This window comes from Blattabacterium cuenoti (assembly GCF_014252395.1).
Classification (GTDB): Bacteria; Bacteroidota; Bacteroidia; order Flavobacteriales; family Blattabacteriaceae; genus Blattabacterium; species Blattabacterium cuenoti_AA.
Genome location: NZ_CP059219.1, coordinates 183,878 through 200,864 on the forward strand (window position 1 = coordinate 183,878; position 16,987 = coordinate 200,864).

16 protein-coding genes are annotated in these 16,987 nt (G+C 24.4%); 2 read left to right on the plus strand and 14 right to left on the minus strand.

Going from position 1 to position 16,987, the window contains the following annotated elements; genetic code table 11:
• Position 1 precedes the first annotated feature (1 nt).
• From H0H36_RS00850 to H0H36_RS00860, 3 genes are read right to left on the minus strand one after another with little or no spacing between them, the layout of a single operon-like run.
• On the minus strand, positions 2–1,420 hold the full coding sequence (locus H0H36_RS00850) for a CCA tRNA nucleotidyltransferase (protein ID WP_185869756.1): 1,419 nt from the start codon (positions 1,418–1,420) through the stop codon (positions 2–4).
• Positions 1,421–1,434: 14 nt separating this feature from the next.
• A complete protein-coding gene (locus H0H36_RS00855) occupies positions 1,435–2,013 on the minus strand; it encodes an L-threonylcarbamoyladenylate synthase (protein ID WP_185869757.1) in 579 nt (192 codons plus the stop codon).
• A 4-nt stretch (positions 2,014–2,017) separates the two neighbouring features.
• Entirely contained in the window at positions 2,018–2,839 is an 822-nt protein-coding gene (locus H0H36_RS00860) for a 2,3,4,5-tetrahydropyridine-2,6-dicarboxylate N-succinyltransferase (protein ID WP_185869758.1), read from the minus strand.
• 81 nt (positions 2,840–2,920) lie between these two features.
• On the opposite strand from H0H36_RS00860, the gene ruvX reads away from it, so the two are divergent.
• A complete protein-coding gene (ruvX, locus tag H0H36_RS00865) occupies positions 2,921–3,337 on the plus strand; it encodes a Holliday junction resolvase RuvX (protein ID WP_185869759.1) in 417 nt (138 codons plus the stop codon).
• A gap of 1 nt (position 3,338) precedes the next feature.
• Positions 3,339–3,854, plus strand: coding sequence for a peptide deformylase (def, locus tag H0H36_RS00870; protein ID WP_185869760.1), 516 nt, complete (start codon positions 3,339–3,341; stop codon positions 3,852–3,854).
• 16 nt (positions 3,855–3,870) lie between these two features.
• Here def and rplT read toward each other — a convergent pair whose 3' ends face one another.
• From rplT to H0H36_RS00925, 11 genes are all read right to left on the minus strand, one after another.
• Positions 3,871–4,218, minus strand: coding sequence for a 50S ribosomal protein L20 (rplT, locus tag H0H36_RS00875; RefSeq protein WP_185869761.1), 348 nt, complete (start codon positions 4,216–4,218; stop codon positions 3,871–3,873).
• 3 nt (positions 4,219–4,221) lie between these two features.
• On the minus strand, positions 4,222–4,410 hold the full coding sequence (gene rpmI, locus H0H36_RS00880) for a 50S ribosomal protein L35 (RefSeq protein WP_185869762.1): 189 nt from the start codon (positions 4,408–4,410) through the stop codon (positions 4,222–4,224).
• 10 nt (positions 4,411–4,420) lie between these two features.
• Positions 4,421–4,954: a translation initiation factor IF-3 gene (gene infC, locus H0H36_RS00885; protein WP_238786214.1), complete on the minus strand. Its 534-nt coding sequence runs from the start codon at positions 4,952–4,954 to the stop codon at positions 4,421–4,423.
• 53 nt (positions 4,955–5,007) lie between these two features.
• Positions 5,008–6,249, minus strand: a complete 1,242-nt coding sequence (thrS, locus tag H0H36_RS00890) for a threonine--tRNA ligase (protein WP_185869763.1) — start codon at positions 6,247–6,249, stop codon at positions 5,008–5,010.
• A gap of 19 nt (positions 6,250–6,268) precedes the next feature.
• Positions 6,269–7,015 (minus strand): MIP/aquaporin family protein, encoded by a 747-nt coding sequence (locus H0H36_RS00895; protein ID WP_185869764.1) that lies wholly within the window; start codon positions 7,013–7,015, stop codon positions 6,269–6,271.
• An 11-nt stretch (positions 7,016–7,026) separates the two neighbouring features.
• Positions 7,027–8,523, minus strand: coding sequence for a glycerol kinase GlpK (glpK, locus tag H0H36_RS00900; RefSeq protein ID WP_185869765.1), 1,497 nt, complete (start codon positions 8,521–8,523; stop codon positions 7,027–7,029).
• Between the two features lie 39 nt (positions 8,524–8,562).
• Positions 8,563–10,170, minus strand: coding sequence for a glycerol-3-phosphate dehydrogenase/oxidase (locus H0H36_RS00905; RefSeq protein WP_185869766.1), 1,608 nt, complete (start codon positions 10,168–10,170; stop codon positions 8,563–8,565).
• 113 nt (positions 10,171–10,283) lie between these two features.
• Positions 10,284–11,618 (minus strand): signal recognition particle protein, encoded by a 1,335-nt coding sequence (gene ffh, locus H0H36_RS00910; RefSeq protein WP_185869767.1) that lies wholly within the window; start codon positions 11,616–11,618, stop codon positions 10,284–10,286.
• Positions 11,619–11,634: 16 nt separating this feature from the next.
• Positions 11,635–13,386 carry an arginine--tRNA ligase gene (gene argS, locus H0H36_RS00915; RefSeq protein ID WP_185869768.1) on the minus strand — a complete coding sequence of 584 codons (1,752 nt, stop codon included), beginning with the start codon at positions 13,384–13,386 and terminating at the stop codon, positions 11,635–11,637.
• A 6-nt stretch (positions 13,387–13,392) separates the two neighbouring features.
• Positions 13,393–14,454, minus strand: coding sequence for a branched-chain amino acid aminotransferase (locus tag H0H36_RS00920; RefSeq protein ID WP_185869769.1), 1,062 nt, complete (start codon positions 14,452–14,454; stop codon positions 13,393–13,395).
• Positions 14,455–14,520: 66 nt separating this feature from the next.
• Positions 14,521–16,926: an alpha-ketoacid dehydrogenase subunit alpha/beta gene (locus H0H36_RS00925; RefSeq protein WP_185869770.1), complete on the minus strand. Its 2,406-nt coding sequence runs from the start codon at positions 16,924–16,926 to the stop codon at positions 14,521–14,523.
• Between the last annotated feature and the right edge of the window lie 61 nt (positions 16,927–16,987).

A 16,987-nucleotide genomic window follows, 5' to 3' on the forward strand; every position in this document is an offset into this window, starting at 1 on the left:
TTTATTTTTTTTTTAATCCTAATTCTTCTCCTTTTTTTAACATAAAAAAATAAGCAGAATTAAAATTATTAGATATTTTTCCTTCTAAAATAGAATCTTTAATATAATTTTTTATAATTCCTATTTTTTTACATGGATTAACATGAAAAGCCTTCATAATATCATTTCCTGATATAGGAGATTTCCAATTTTGAATACGGTCTTTTTTTTCTAATTTTTTAATTTTTTTCATAAGAAAAAAAATGTTTTTTTTATACTGATTTTTTTTTTCTATGTTATTAGTAGTAATATCAGCTATACATAATTTCATTAAATCATTTAAGTCTTCACCAAGATCAAATAATAATCTACGTATAGCAGAATCACTAGTATCATTTCCTATTAATGCAATAGGTCTATAACTATGTTGAATTATTTTTTTTACATATTTCATAGGAATACCTCTTGGTAATTTTAATCGTTTAAATATATTAGGAATCATTTTTGATCCAATAAATTCATGAGCATGAAAAGACCAACCTATTTTTGGAAAAAATTTTTTAGTATAAGGTTTCCCTATATCATGAAGTAATGCAGCCCATCTTAACCAAAGAGTACTTTTTCTATCTTTACTAATATTATCTATTACTTGCAAAGTATGATAAAAATTATCCTTGTGTTTATATCCATTTTTTTCTTCTGTTCCTTTTAATAAAATTATTTCCGGTAAAATAATTGATAATAATCCAGATTTATATAATAAAAACAAACCTATAGATGGTTTTTCAGATAATAAAATTTTATTAAATTCATCTATAATCCTTTCTATAGAAACAATATTTATTCTATTCTTATTTTTTTTAATAGATTGAAACGAAGGTTTATCAATAAAAAATTTAAGTTGAGTAGCAAATCGTATAGCTCGCATCATTCGTAGAGGATCATCAGAATAAGTAATATCGGAATCCAATGGAGTTTTTAATATTTTTTTTTTTAAATCATAAAATCCTCCAAATGGATCTATTAATTCTCCATAATTTACACTATTTAAACTAATGGCTAAAGTATTAATAGTAAAATCTCTTCTATTTTGGTCATCTTGTAAGGATCCTAACTCTATAATAGGTTTTCTGCTATAAAAATGATATGATTCTTTTCTAGATCCAACAAATTCTATCTTTTGATTATTATATTCTAACATAGCTGTTCCAAAACGTTTAAATATTTTTATTTTAGGAACAGGTTTAATATATTTAATGACTTCTTTCGCTAAAAGTATACCTTTTCCTATAGTAAGAATATCTAGATCTTCTGATCCTATTTTTCCCAATAAAAAATCTCGTACATAACCTCCTACTACATAACTATCTTGTTTTATTTTCTTTGCAGATAGGCTTACTATATGAAATATTTTTTTATGAAGAGCATATGATAAATTCATAAAAAATTTATTTACTATGTACGTAATATTTCAACTTTATTTAAAATAATTTTTATAATAGTTGAACTATTATAAATAGCTTTTTCTTCTCTTCTAAAATTAACTGCATAGTCAATTTTTCTTAAAATAGAAGGACTAATTTCTAAAAAAGATTTAGGAGTGGAATGTCCAGATAAATTAGCAGAAGTAGAAATAATAGGTCTATCTAACTTTTGTATTAAACAAGTGCAAAATGGATCTTTAGTTAAACGAATAGCTAATGTTTCTTTTTTACTAAAAAAATGAGATGATATTCTTTTTCTATTTTTGTATATTACAGTAATGGGTTTATTATTTTTTTGAATATTATCAATAATTATTTCTTTAATAAAAGAAGGTATTTTTCCTACTAATTCATATAATCTATCCATACTTTCCACTAAAAGAATCATAGATTTAGAAAAATTTCTATTTTTTATTTTATATATTTTTTTTATAGCTTTAATATTAAAAGCATCACATCCAATTCCCCAAACAGTATCTGTAGGATATAATAAATTTTTTCCTTTTTTTAAAATATCTAAACTTTTTTCTATTTCTTTATAAAAAGACATATATTTAAATAGATAAATGATGTGTTCTTAATGCTTCATTTAAAGAAGTTTTTTTATCAGTACTATCTTTTCTTTTACCTATAATTAAAGCACATGGAACATGATATATTCCTGAATTAAATTTTTTTGTATAAGATCCAGGTATTACTACAGAATATTTAGGTACACATTTTTTTATTTCTATAGGTTTTTCATTAGTAACATCAATAATTTTAGTAGAAGCTGTTATTACTACATTTGCTCCTAATACAGCGCTTTTTTCTATATGAACTCCTTCTACCAAAATACATCTAGATCCAATAAAAACATCATTTTCAATAATTACTGGATTACCTTGTAAAGGTTCTAAAACTCCTCCAATTCCAACTCCTCCACTTATATGTACACGATTTCCAATTTGAGCACAACTACCTACAGTAGACCATGTATCTATCATGGTATCTACTCCTATATATGCTCCTATATTTACGTAAGAAGGCATAAGAACTACTCCAGGTGATATATAAGAACCGTAACGAGCTACAGCAGGTGGAACTACACGAATCCCCTTTTCTTTAAAATTTTTTTTTATAGGTATTCTATCATAAAATTCGAATGGACCAACTTCTATGATATTCATTTCTTGAATAGAAAAATACATAATAATAGCTTTTTTTACCCATTCATTTGTTATCCATTTTTCATTCAAAAAATTTGATACTCTAATCAACCCTTGATCTATATAATCAATTATCTGTACTATTATATTTTTTATATTTTTATCGGTAGACCATATTACTTTTTTTTTATTCCAAGCTTTTTCTATTTCTAATTTTAATCTATTCATTTTTATAAATACATAAAAAAATTATTAAAAACAAAAGTAGTAAAAATAAAATAAGATAACAAGTATATATTTGTTATAATAATGGCAAAAATATTAGGAATAGATTATGGTAAAGTAATAACAGGTTTATCAATTACAGATACTAAACAAATATTTGCATTTGGATTAAATGCTCTACCTACCAAAAAATTAATGATTTTTTTAGAATCTTTTTTTTATCATGAACATATAGAAAAAATTGTAATAGGATTACCAAAAAAATTAAATAATAAAAAAGAATTTTTAGAAAAAAATATTCAGAAATTTATTAAAAAAATTCGTATCAAATATCCTAAAATTATTATAGAAAGAATAGATGAACGTTTTACTTCTAAAATTGCTTTTCAAGCTATGATAAAGTTAGGTTTAAAAAAAAAAAAAAGAAAAAAAAAAGAAATTTTAAATCAAATTAGTGCTACACTAATATTGCAATCTTATTTAATAAAAAATAAAAATTAATATGGTGTTACCTATAATACTTTATGGAAATCCCATTTTGAGAAAAAAATGTTTAGATATAGATTTTTTTTCTTGTAGAAAAAAAATAAATCTATTAATAACAGATATGTTTGAAACTATACATAAAGAAAAAGGAATAGGATTAGCTGCGCCACAAATAGGAAAAAATATACGACTATTTATAGTTAAAACTCCTTTTTTTAATGGAAAAAAAATAAAAAATTATAAAGAAGTTTTTATTAATGCAAAAATATTAAAAACTTATGGAAAAGAACAAAAATTTAATGAAGGATGCCTTAGTATACCTGGAATTATGGGATATGTAAAAAGAAAATCTAATGTGTTGATTGAATATTATAATCGTAATTGGAAAAAAAAAAAAAAAATATTAACAGGTATATGTGCAAGAGTTATTTTACATGAATACGACCATATTGAAGGAAAACTATTTATAGATTATTTTTCTTCTATGAAAAAAAAATTAATAGATAAAAAATTTTTCTTTGAAAAAAATTAAAAATTACTTATAAAAATTACTTATAAATATATTTTATTATTTTTTTAAAAACGGATGGATCATTCATAATAATATCAGAAATAACTTTTCTATTAATTTTAATTTTATTATCATATAATTTTTTTATAAATTCAGAATAAGATTTTCCATACTCTCGTACACCAGCATTAATTCTTTGTATCCAAAGAGATCTAAAATCTCTTTTCTTTTTTTTTCTTCCTAAAAAAGAATAAAGAAAAGATTTTTCTACAGCATTTTTAGCTACTGTATAAATTTTACTTCTTGATCCATAAAAACCTTTTGCTGATTTAAGTATTTTTTTACGTCTTCTTTTAGAAGCAACTGCATTTGTAGATCTTGGCATAATTTAAATTTGTTTTATTATATTTTTTTTATCTGATTTACTTAATATAGAAAATGTAGAAAGATTACGTTTTCTTTTTTTTGATTTTTTAGTTAAAAGATGATTTTTAAATGCTTTTTTATTTTTTATATATCCATTGGCCGTTTTTTTAAATCTTTTTTTTGATCCAGATTTTGTTTTTAATTTTGGCATAGTATAATAGTTAAAATTTTTTTGGAGCTAAAATCATATACATTCTTTTTCCTTCCATAACTGGCATTTGTTCTACTTTTCCATATTCTTCAATTTCTTCTGCAAATTTTAATAATTTTATTTTACCTTGATCTTTATATACAATTGAACGACCTTTAAAAAAAACAAATACTTTTACTTTATCTCCACGCATTAAAAATTTTTCAGCACTTTTTATTTTAACTTTTCCATCATGATCTCCTATTTGTGGTCCAAATCTAATTTCTTTAGTATTTACTTTTACTTGTTTTGCTTTAAATTGTTTTTTCCTTTTTTTTTGTTCATACAAAAATTTTTTATAATCTAATATTTTACATACTGGAGGGTCCAATTTAGGATTAATTTCAACTAAATCTAATTCTCTTTTTTTAGCAAATAAAATAGCTTCTTGTATTGAATAAATACCATTTTCTATGGAAGAATCGCCTACTAAACGAATTTTATGTGAATCAATACTTTGATTGATCCTATGTGCATCTTTTTTTTGTAGTAATGGACGATAAATCCTCTTTTTCTTATTTCCTCTTGAAAATTTTTTTTTTATAATAATTTTATAGTTTAAAAATTTATTTTACTTAAAATAGTTTCTATACCATTAGAAACAGAAAATGTTCCTATATGTCCTAATCCATGATATCGTAATGAAATTATATCATTTTTTTCCTCTTTTTCTCCTAAAATAATCATATAAGGAATTTTATTATCTTCAGAATCCTTAATTTTTTTATTAATATTTTCGTTTCTACCATCAATAAATACACGAATATCGTAATTAAGCATCAAATTTAAAATTTTTTTTGCATAAACTATATATTTATCACTTATAGTAAGTATTACTGCTTGATTCGGTACTATCCATAATGGAAGATTACCTTTTGTATGTTCTATCATAATAGCGATCAAACGTTCCAAAGATCCAAAAGGAGCTCTATGTATCATTACTGGACGATTTTTTTCATTATTTTTATCTTTATAATATAAATCAAATCTTTCAGGTAGATTATAATCTACTTGAATTGTTCCTAATTGCCAATTTCTTCCTAAAGAATCTTTTATTAAAAAATCTAATTTTGGACCATAAAAAGCCGCTTCTCCATAATTAATAGATGCTTCTATTTTTTCTTTTTGTACTGTTTTTAATATAGCTCTTTCCGCTTTTTCCCAATTTTCTTTTGATCCTATATAATCATCTATTTTTTTAGGATCTCTAAGAGATATTCTAACTACATATTTAAAAAAACCCAAACAACGAAATACATAAAAAACTAAATCTATTACTTTTTTCAATTCTTCTAATAATTGATCATAAGTACAAAAAATATGAGCATCATCTTGAGTAAAACACCTTGCTCTAGTCAAACCATTAAGTTCTCCACTCTGTTCATAACGATATACTGTTCCAAATTCAGAAAAACGTTTAGGAAGATCTCTATAAGACCATTCTTGAGAACGATAAATTTCACAATGATGAGGACAATTCATTGGTTTTAAAATAAACTCCTCTTCTTTACGAGGAGTTTTAATAGATTTAAAACTATCTTTTCCATATTTACTCCAATGACCACTTTTTATATATAATTTTTTATGTCCAATATGTGGAGTAATAACCATTTCATATCCTGATTTTTTTTGAATATTATTTAAAAATTTTTCCAAATTATTTCTAATAATAGTTCCTTTTGGTAACCATAAAGGTAATCCTGATCCTACTCTTTCAGAAAAAATAAAAAATTTTAATTTTTTACCTATTTTTTTATGATCTCTATCAAAATCTTCTTTAGAATGGGATAATTTTTTCATAAAAAAAAGTTACAAATTTTTATGAGGATAAAAATAAATATAATATAGCTGCTATAATACTTCCAACAATAGGTCCTATTATTGGAATAATAGCATAATCCCAATTACTTTTTACTTTTCCAGGTATTGGAATTATAGAATATATAATTCTAGGACCTAAATCACGAGCAGGATTAATAGCAGCACCTGTAGAACCTCCTAAAGATAAAATAACACCTAACACTACCAAAGCAGAAGGTAATGCCCCTAAAGATCCTAAACCGATTATATACTTATTTTCTTTAAAAAAAAGGGATCCTTCTGTTGTAAGATATAAAGAAATAAAAATAAAAATAAAAGTAGCTAATACTTCACTAAAAAAATTCATAAAAAAATTATTTATAGAAGGAATTGTTACAAAAACAGATAGTTTATCTTGTCCTTCTTTCGTTTCAAAAAAATGATCTTTATATAAAAACCATACTAATAAAGATCCAAACATAGCTCCAATTAATTGTGAAAAAATATAAAAAGGGACCATATTCCAATTAAATTTTCCAATTATAGCAAAACCTATTGTTACACATGGATTTAAATGTGCTCCACTGTAAGGAGCAGAAACAAGAACCCCCATAAAAACAGCTAAAGACCATCCTATAGCAATAGTTAACCACTCTCCATTTTTATTATAACCTTTAGTTTTTGATAAAATAACATTTGCTACCACACCATTACCTAAAAATATCAAAATCATTGTTCCTATGATTTCTGCACATATTTTTGTCATATTATTTAATTTTATTTTCTTGACCAAGAACGAGTTGTTTTTATCGCTTTTTTCCAACCTTTAATTCGTTCTAAACGATTAGATAATTCCTTTGGTTCAAAAACTTGTTCCAGTTGCCATTTATCTTGAATATCATCTAAACTAGTCCAATAATTAACAGCTAAACCAGATAAGTAAGCGGCTCCAGCTGCTGTAAGTTCGGAAATTTTAGATTTTACAACTTTTACATTTAAAATGTCTGATTGAAATTGCATTAACAATTTATTTACCGTAGCTCCTCCATCTACACGAAGTTCTTTTATAGAAATACCAGAATCTGCTTCCATAGCTTTAAGAACATCCATATTCTGAAAGGCTATACTTTCTAATGCAGCACGAACAAAATGAGCAGAAGATGTTCCTCTTGTTATGCCTACAATTGTCCCTCTAGCTTTTTGGTCCCAATAAGGTGCTCCTAAACCAGAAAAAGCTGGTACCATATATAAACCTTCTGTATTTTCTACTGAAGAAGCTATCGTTTCTGCTTCATTTGAAGATAAAAGAAGGCCTAATCCATCTCTAAGCCATTGTATAACAGCTCCTGCAATAAAAACACTTCCTTCTAAAGCATATTGCACTTTATTTTTAATTTTCCAAGCAATAGTAGTTATCAAATTATTTTGAGAAAATACAGGATTTTTACCTACATTCATTAACATAAAACAACCTGTTCCATAAGTATTTTTTACCATACCAATTTTAGTACACATTTGACCAAAAAGAGCAGCTTGTTGATCTCCAGCAATTCCAGATATTGGAATTTTATGAGAAAGAATATGTCCTGTAGTGTAACCAAAGATTTCACTAGATGATTTTACTTCTGGAAGCATATTCATTGGAATATCAAATAAATCAATTAATTCTTTATCCCAATTAAGTGTATGAATATTAAAAAGCATAGTACGAGAAGCATTAGTAACATCTGTTACATGAATTTTTTTACCGGTTAAATTCCATATTAACCATGAATCTATAGTACCAAAAACTAAAGATCCAGAATTAGCTTTTTTTTTAGCTCCTGGTACATTTTCTAATATCCATTTAATTTTTGTAGCAGAAAAATAAGGATCTATAATTAAACCTGTTTTTTTTCTAATCATCTCAGTTAATCCTTCTTTTTTTATAAGATCACAATATTTAGATGTACGCCTATCTTGCCAAACTATAGCATTAAATACAGGTTCTCCTGTTTTTTTGTCCCATATAACAGTAGTTTCTCTTTGATTTGTTATTCCTATAGATACAATATTTTCTCCTTGTAAATTAGCTTTTAAAATTGCTTCTAAAGCAACTGAAGCTTGTGTAGACCATATTTCTTCTGCATTATGTTCTACCCATCCAGGATAGGGATAAATTTGTGTAAATTCTCTTTGAGCTAGGGAAATAATATTTCCTATTCTATCAAAAATAATAGCTCTAGAACTAGTAGTTCCCTGATCTAATGATAGCACATATTTTTTCATAAACATATGATGATGATAAAGGTATAACGAAGTTTATCTATTATATCAAATTACTGGATAATAATATTGCATAGCTAATTTTTTGAAAGCATCTACTTGTGATTTTTGCCATTTTTCATCAAAAGAAAGTTCTTTAGCCATTAATGCTGCTACTTTTGGTGCGATATCTATTGCTTTTTTAGCATTTAAAAATAATAAACGTAACCTTCTTGCCAAAACATCTTCAATTGTTCTAGCCATTTCATAACGTACCATCCATATAACTTCTGCTTCGGTACAAAAATAAGAAGATATTTTATTAGAAGATATTAATGTAGTACCTAATAATGGATTTTTTTTAATTAATTTCTTTATATGATATTCATCTTCTCCATATTTTTTCCAATATAAATTATTATGGAGTTCATATGAACAATTAGATCCATAAATTTTTAGATTTTTAGTAATAGAAGGTTTTACATGAAATTTTCCTATTTCAATAGCTTTATTAACAGTATCTTCTGCCATTTTTCTATATGTAGTCCATTTTCCACCTATAATACTTATCAATCCAGAATGACTAATTATAAGTTGATGAGATCTAGAAATATCTTTAGTTTTATTAGTAAAATAATTTTTAGGAACAAAAAGAGGTCGTAACCCAGAAAAAGCACTTAGTATATCACTTTTTTTTGGATTTATAATAAAATACTTATTAAAATTTTCTAAAATAAAATTTATTTCCTCTTCTAGAGGTATTGGTTCTAAAACACTTTTTTCTAAAAAAGTATCTGTAGTTCCTACCAATACATGATCATACCAAGGTACACAAAATAATATCCTTCCATCCGAAGTTTTCGGTATTACTATGGAATCTGTACTATTAAAAAAATATTTATCTAATACAATATGTGTTCCTTGACTAGGTTTTATGGAAATAGAAGACTCTGATTTATCCATTTTTAAAATAGAATTAGAAAAAACACCAGTAGCATTAATTACTATTTTAGAATAAATAGAATATTCTCTTTTAGTTTCAAAATCATAAGCTATAACTCCAGATATTTTATTTCCTTCTTTTTTTATAAGATTTTTTACTTGAAAATAATTTAATAAAAAACCACCTTGTTTAACACAAGTTTGTGCTAAATTAATAGCTAAACGAGCATCATCAAACTGTCCATCATAATATAAAATACCTCCTTTTAATTTATTAGTTTTAATTTCAGGAAAACATTTTATAATTTCATTTTTAGATAAAAATTTAGATTTACCAAAACTTAAACTTCCAGATAACCATTCATATAATTTTAAACCTGTCCAATACCAAATTCCCATTTTCCAACTAAAAATTGGAATAACAAATTTTTGTTTTCTAACTAAATGTGGAGCATTTTTTAACAAATATCCTCTTTCTTTTAAAGCTTCATAAACTAATTTTATATTTCCTTGAGCTAAATACCGTATACCTCCATGAACTAATTTTGTACTACGACTAGAAGTTGCTTTAGAAAAATCTGATTGTTCTAAAAGAAGAGTTTTATATCCTCTAGATGCTGAATCTAAAGCTATTCCTAATCCTGTAGCTCCTCCTCCAATAATAACAATATCCCAAATATTTACACTTTCTAAAGTCTTCAAAAATTTATCTCTATTTAAAAAATCTTTCATCATGTTTCACTCATATAAAATTACAAACGTAATATTCATCCTAATTGGTATTTTAAAAATATTTAACGAACAAAATTAAAAATATTTTTAATAAAAGAAAATTTTATTCATTAAAATCATTTTTTCATTTTTAAAAAAAAATCTTTTATAATTTCTTTTCCTGAATTAGAATTAATTTTTTTCATAATTTTATTTATATCATTAAATTGTTTTAAAAATATATCTATATCATTTAATGAAATTCCAGAACCTTTAGATATTCTTTCTTTTCTATTAGAAGAAAGAATCTTTGGATTATTTCTTTCATAAGGAGTCATAGAATAGATTATAGATTCTATTTTTTTAAAATGATCTTTTTCATTATTATTATTATTAGTAAAAAAATTATTGATTCCAGGAATCATAGAAATTATATTTTTAATATTTCCTATTTTTTTTATTTGTTGAATTTGCTCTAATAAATCATTAAAATTAAAACGATTTTTAGAAATTTTATGATAAATTTTCTTAGTTCGTTTATCATCAAATTTTTCCTGTACTTTTTCTACTAAAGAAACTATATCACCCATTCCTAAAATTCTATTAGCTATTCTATCTGGATGAAAAATTTCAATATCTTCTATTTTTTCTCCATTACTAATAAATTTTATTGGTTTTCCTACTACACTAGAAATAGTTATAGCAGCTCCTCCTCTACTATCTCCATCTAATTTTGTCATTACTATACCATCAAAATTTAATATTCTTGAAAAAGATTGAGCTGTGTTTATAGCATCTTGTCCCGTCATAGCATCTACAACAAATAAAATTTCATTTGGTTTAGAATATTCACTTATTTTTTTTATTTCATCCATCATTATTTGATCAATAGCTAATCTACCTGCTGTATCAATAATAATAACATTATTCTTATTTTTATAAGCATAAAAAATAGATTGATCTATTATTTCTATAATATCCTTACTTTTTTTTAAAGAAAAAACAGGAATATCCACTTGTTTTACTATAGATTGTAATTGATCTATAGCAGCAGGACGATGAATATCTGCAGCTACTAATAATGGATATTTATTTTTTTTTTTTAAAAAAAAAGCAAGTTTAGAAGAAAAAGAAGTTTTTCCACTTCCTTGCAATCCACAAATTAAAATTATGCTAGGATTTTTAGAAATATTTATTTCTATATTCTTACTTCCCATAAGAAGAACTAACTCATCATATACTAATTTTGTAATTACTTGTCTTGTATTTAAAGAAGTAAGTATTTTTTTACCAATAGATTTTTCTTTAATTTTTTTAATAAAGTTTCTTACTATTTTGTAATTGACATCTGCATCAATAAGAATTTTTCCTATTTCTTTTAAAGAACTTACAATATTTACTTCTGTTATTTTATTATCTCCCTTCAAAAAATGAAGAGCTTTGTTAAATTTTTTTTGTAAATGATCAAACATAAGTATACATTTTTTTTTACATACGATCAAGCATTTTAATACCTAATAAATTCATACCATATTTTAAAACATTTCCTGTAACATGAATGATATTCATACAAAGATTACTATGAACAATATCTAAAGGATCTATTAATTTTTTCTTTTGATAAAGATAATTAAAAGTTTTAGATACTTCATATACATAATTTGCTATTAAAGATGGGTTTAAATGAATTGCTGCTTTTTTTAAAATTAAAGGATATTTTTGAAGAATTTTAATCATATCTTTTTCATATACATCAAATTGAGCTTTTTCCCAATAAGAATTTATTAATGAACATAAATCGAAAAATCTACGTTCTAAAGAACGTATTCTAGAATAAGTATATTGAATATAAGTTCCAGTTTTCCCCTTTAAACTTATAGATTTTTCAGGGTTAAAAATAATTTTCTTTTTTGGATCTATTTTAAGGAAATAATATTTTAAAGCACCTATTCCTATTATTTCATAAGATTTTTTTTGTTCTTTTTTTGATTTTGAATTTATTTTTTTTTTTGCAATAGTAAACATTTCCAAAATTATATTATCCGCATTAATAACATTTCCTTCTCTAGATTTCATGATTCCACTTGGTAAATAAACCATTTCATAAGAAAAATGAGTCATTTTTTTTACCCATATATATCCTAAACGTTTTAATATACTAAAAAGAACTTGAAAATGATAATCTTGTTCTTTTCCTACAATATAAATTAATTGATCTATATTATATTTTTTAAAACGTTCTACAGCTGTACCAATATCTTGAGTTATATATACGGATGTTTTATCAGATCGTAATAAAAGTTTTTGATCAAATCCTTCTTTTATTAGATCTATCCATATAGATCCATCTTTTTTTTTAAAAAAAATACCTTTTTTAAAACCTTTTTTTATAATATTTTTTCCAATTTCATAAATTTTACTTTCATATTCTATTTTATCAAAAGTAATTCCTAACTTTTCATAAGTTTCTTCAAATCCATCGTATACCCATTTATTCATATTTTTCCAAATATTTCTAGTTTCAGTATCTTCATTTTCCCATTTTTTTAACAAATCTATAGCTTCTATCAAAATTGGAACTTTAATTGGAATTTTTTTTTTATTTAATTTTTTTATTTCTTCACGATACACTTGATCAAATAAACTATAATATTTTCCAACAAAATGATCTCCTTTCATTTTTACTTTATCAGGAGTTTTACCTTTACCAAATTTTTTCCAAGAAATCATAGATTTACAAATATGTATACCTCTATCATTAATCATTTGGATCTTTATTACTTTATAACCAACCATTTTTAGTATTTCTGCTACAGCAGATCCAATAAAACTATTTCTTATATGTCCTAAATGAAGAGGTTTGTTTGTATTAGGAGAAGAATATTCTATCATAATTCTTTTGGAAGAAAATTTTAAATGATAAAAATTAGAATTTAACATTTTTTTAAGAAGATATATATAATAACTTTCTTTGAAAATAAAATTTAAAAAACCTCCAATAACAGAAAAACAAATAGATCCTTTTAATTGATTTTGTACATAATTTCCTATATTATACCCTACTTTTTCTACGGATTTTTTTAACTTTTTAGATAAAGAAAATAAAATTAAGGTAATATCTCCTGGATATTCTTTTTTAGTATACTTAAATTCTAATCCTTGATAAGGAATAGATTCATTATATAAAACATATATAGATTTTTTTACTGTTTCCTCTATAGATGGGAAATGATCTTTCATAAAAAATTATAAAATTTTTTTTAATTTAATTCTCCAACCGAAAGGATCTACGGATAAATTATGTTGTATATCTAATAATTTTTTTTTTAAAAAAATAGATATTCTTTCTTTTTCTGGAAGATTTGGTAAATAAAAATTAGTTCCTTTGTAACTAATCAATTTAAAATAATTAATAACAGCTGCAGTTCCACAACCAAAAGCTTCTTTTAAGATACCTGTTTGTATACCTTCTATGATTTCTAAAACACTTAATTCTCTTTCTTCTACATAAAATCCTTCTTCTTTAGCCAAAGAAATAATGCTTTTGCAGGTTATACCACTTAATATATTATCATTAGCTTTTGGAGTTATTAATTTATTTTTTAACCAAAAAAAAACATTCATAGTTCCAGATTCTTCTATTTTTGAGTGAGTAGAAGAATCAGTCCATAATACCTGATCAAACCCTTTTTCATTTGCTAATCTAGTAGGATAAAAAGAAGAAGCATAATTTCCAGCAGCTTTAGTAAATCCTACACCTCCTAATGAGGATCTACTATATTTTTCTTCTATTTTTATTTTCAAAGGATGTTTGTAATAAGAATCTGCAGGTGTTGATATAATCATAAACATATATTCTTCAGATGGTTTAGCAGATAAAACTCCTTTTGTTGCAATTAAAAAAGGACGTATATATAAAGATTGCCCATAATTCTTTGGTATCCAATTTCTATCTATATCTATTAATTTTATCAATCCATTCATAAAAATATTTTCTGGTATAGAAGGCATTTCCAAACGAATAGCTGATCGATTAATTCTTTTAAAATTTTCTTTTGGACGAAATAAAAAAACTTCTTCTTTTTTATCCTTATAAGCTTTCATTCCTTCAAAAACAGCTTGTCCATAATGAAATACAAGAGATATAGGAGATAATATTATATTTCCAAAAGGTTTAATAATAGAATTCATCCACTTTCCATGTTTGAATTCAGAACAAAACATATGATCTGAATAATGATTACCAAAAATAATGTTATCAAAATCCATTGTCCTTATCCTTGAATGTAAAGTTGTTTCTATTTTCATAAAGTTAAAAAAATTGATGAAAACAAATTAATAAATAATATTTTTTTACGGTAAAATACTTATTTTTTAACTATCATGCATTATTTTTAATACTTTTTCTACAATATTTTCAACAGAAGGTTTAGAAAAATAATCTCCATCTGATCCATAAGGAGGACGATGTTCTTTCCCCGTAATAGTAAAAGGTGGACTATCCAAATAATAATAACCTTTTTGTTCTTCTAATATTTTTTGCAAAATAAAAGCAGAAGCTCCACCTGGAACATCCTCGTCTATAATTAATAATCTATTTGTTTTTTGTAAACTTTTAACAATATCTTTTTGTAAATCAAAAGGTAATAGTGATTGAATATCAATAACTTCAGAATCTATATTAATTTTTGATAATTCTTCCGCTGCTTTATTTACAATTCTCCATGTAGAGCCATAAGTAACCATAGTAATATCTTTTCCTTTTCTTGTTATTTCAACTATACCAACAGGAGTTTTAAAAAAACCTAAATTATTAGGTAATTTTTCTTTTATTCTATAGCCATTAAGACATTCAATTACTAAAGCAGGATCATCTGATGATAATAAAGTATTATAAAAACCAGCCGCTTTTACCATATTTCTAGGAACTAATACTAAAATACCTCTTATATAATTTATAATACCTCCCATAGGAGAACCTGAATGCCATATTCCTTCTAAACGATGTCCTCTAGTTCTAATAATAACAGGGGCTTTTTGTCCACCTCTTGTTCTATATTGCAAACAAGCAAGATCATCACTCATAATTTGTAAAGCATACAAAACATAATCTAAATATTGAATTTCTACTATAGGACGAAGACCACGCATAGCAAGACCTATTCCTTGACCAATAATAGTAGATTCTCGTATACCTGTATCAAAAATTCTAGTTTTTCCATATTTATTTTGTAATCCTTCTAACCCTTGATTCACATCTCCTATTTTTCCAACATCTTCTCCAAATATTAAAAGATCAGGATACAATTCTAATAATTTATCAAAATTATCTCTTAATACTATTCTACCATCTACCTTTAGATTATTATTATATACAGGAAAAACTTCCGTAATTTTTACGGATGATTTATCAGAAATACTATATAAATGTGAAGAGTAATTTTCTTGTTCTTTATGATACTTCTTTTTCATCCATTCTATTAAACAATACTTTGTATAAGTATTTACTTCATACTCATATAATAAAAATTTATGTATAATACAAAATATTGATTTTTTAGTAATTAAATTTTTAGAATCATGTAATTTATTAACATGTTTTTTAATCCATTTTTTATTTGGATAATCTACCGTAAATTGATGTAAAATATTTATAGCTTCATTTTTAATATCATAAATAGGTTTTCTAAATGCTTTCCAAGCTTTATTTTGTTCTATTTTAACATATTCTTTTGCTTCCATATCTATTTTATCTAAAGAACAAACATTGGCTATATTTTTCATTTTATAATTTAAAATCCAATCTCTAAATTTTTTTATTCCATCATTATTTATTTCCCATTCTAAACGTTTTTTTGATTTATATCTCTCATGTGAAGAAGAAGTAGAATGACCTTGTGGTTGAGTTAAATTTTTTACATGTATAATAACAGGTACATGTTCATGACGTGCTATTTTATCTGCTTTAATATAAGTTTTTGTAAGATCCATGTAATTAGATCCATTAACTTTAATAATTTCTATTCCTTTTTCTTTTTTATTTCTATGAAATCCAAATAAAAGATCACTAATATTTTTTTTAGAAAATTGATATTTATTAGGAACAGATATTCCATATTCATCATCCCATATAGAAAGTATAATAGGTATTTGTAATACAGAAGCAGCATTTAAAGTTTCCCAAAATATTCCTTCAGAAATACTAGCATTTCCAATAGTACCAAATGCTACCTCATTTCCATTACGAGAAAATTTTTTATGTGTTTTTTTTAAATTTTTTAATTTTTTATAAATTTTTGAAGCTTGAGCTAATCCTAATAATCTAGGCATTTGAGCAGCAGTAGAAGAAATATCAGCACTAGAATTTTTTTTATCTATAAGATTTTTCCAACTTCCATCCTGATTTAAAAAACGCGTTCCAAAATGTGCAGTCATCATTCTTCCAGATGAAACAGGTTCTGCTTCTAAATCAGAATGGGCATACAATTGTGAAAAAAAACTTTTTACAGTTAAAGCTCCAATAGCCATCATAAAAGTTTGATCTCTATAATATCCAGATCTATAATCTCCATTTTTAAAAACTTTTGCCATAGCTAGTTGAGGAATTTCTTTACCATCACCAAATATACCGAACTTAGCTCTTCCATTCAATACTTCTTTACGACCTAAAATACTTGTTTCTCTACTAATTCTAGCTAATTTATAATCATCTAACACTATTTTTCTAAATGAATCAAAAGAATTTTGTTTATCGTCAATATATTTTTTATTGTAATTCATTATTTAATTTTTTACTATGAAAATATAGTAATTTCCATTTATAAATTTCTTTACTTAATTT

Coding starts and splice junctions, on each gene's coding strand:
- H0H36_RS00855 (WP_185869757.1), bottom strand. CDS start 2,013: ATGTCTTTTTATAAAGAAATAGAAAAAAGTTTAGATATTTTAAAAAAA.
- thrS (WP_185869763.1), bottom strand. CDS start 6,249: ATGAAAAAATTATCCCATTCTAAAGAAGATTTTGATAGAGATCATAAA.
- ruvX (WP_185869759.1), top strand. CDS start 2,921: ATGGCAAAAATATTAGGAATAGATTATGGTAAAGTAATAACAGGTTTA.
- rplT (WP_185869761.1), bottom strand. CDS start 4,218: ATGCCAAGATCTACAAATGCAGTTGCTTCTAAAAGAAGACGTAAAAAA.
- H0H36_RS00860 (WP_185869758.1), bottom strand. CDS start 2,839: ATGAATAGATTAAAATTAGAAATAGAAAAAGCTTGGAATAAAAAAAAA.
- H0H36_RS00895 (WP_185869764.1), bottom strand. CDS start 7,015: ATGACAAAAATATGTGCAGAAATCATAGGAACAATGATTTTGATATTT.
- H0H36_RS00920 (WP_185869769.1), bottom strand. CDS start 14,454: ATGAAAATAGAAACAACTTTACATTCAAGGATAAGGACAATGGATTTT.
- glpK (WP_185869765.1), bottom strand. CDS start 8,523: ATGTTTATGAAAAAATATGTGCTATCATTAGATCAGGGAACTACTAGT.
- H0H36_RS00850 (WP_185869756.1), bottom strand. CDS start 1,420: ATGAATTTATCATATGCTCTTCATAAAAAAATATTTCATATAGTAAGC.
- H0H36_RS00905 (WP_185869766.1), bottom strand. CDS start 10,170: ATGATGAAAGATTTTTTAAATAGAGATAAATTTTTGAAGACTTTAGAA.
- argS (WP_185869768.1), bottom strand. CDS start 13,386: ATGAAAGATCATTTCCCATCTATAGAGGAAACAGTAAAAAAATCTATA.
- def (WP_185869760.1), top strand. CDS start 3,339: ATGGTGTTACCTATAATACTTTATGGAAATCCCATTTTGAGAAAAAAA.
- H0H36_RS00925 (WP_185869770.1), bottom strand. CDS start 16,926: ATGAATTACAATAAAAAATATATTGACGATAAACAAAATTCTTTTGAT.
- ffh (WP_185869767.1), bottom strand. CDS start 11,618: ATGTTTGATCATTTACAAAAAAAATTTAACAAAGCTCTTCATTTTTTG.
- rpmI (WP_185869762.1), bottom strand. CDS start 4,410: ATGCCAAAATTAAAAACAAAATCTGGATCAAAAAAAAGATTTAAAAAA.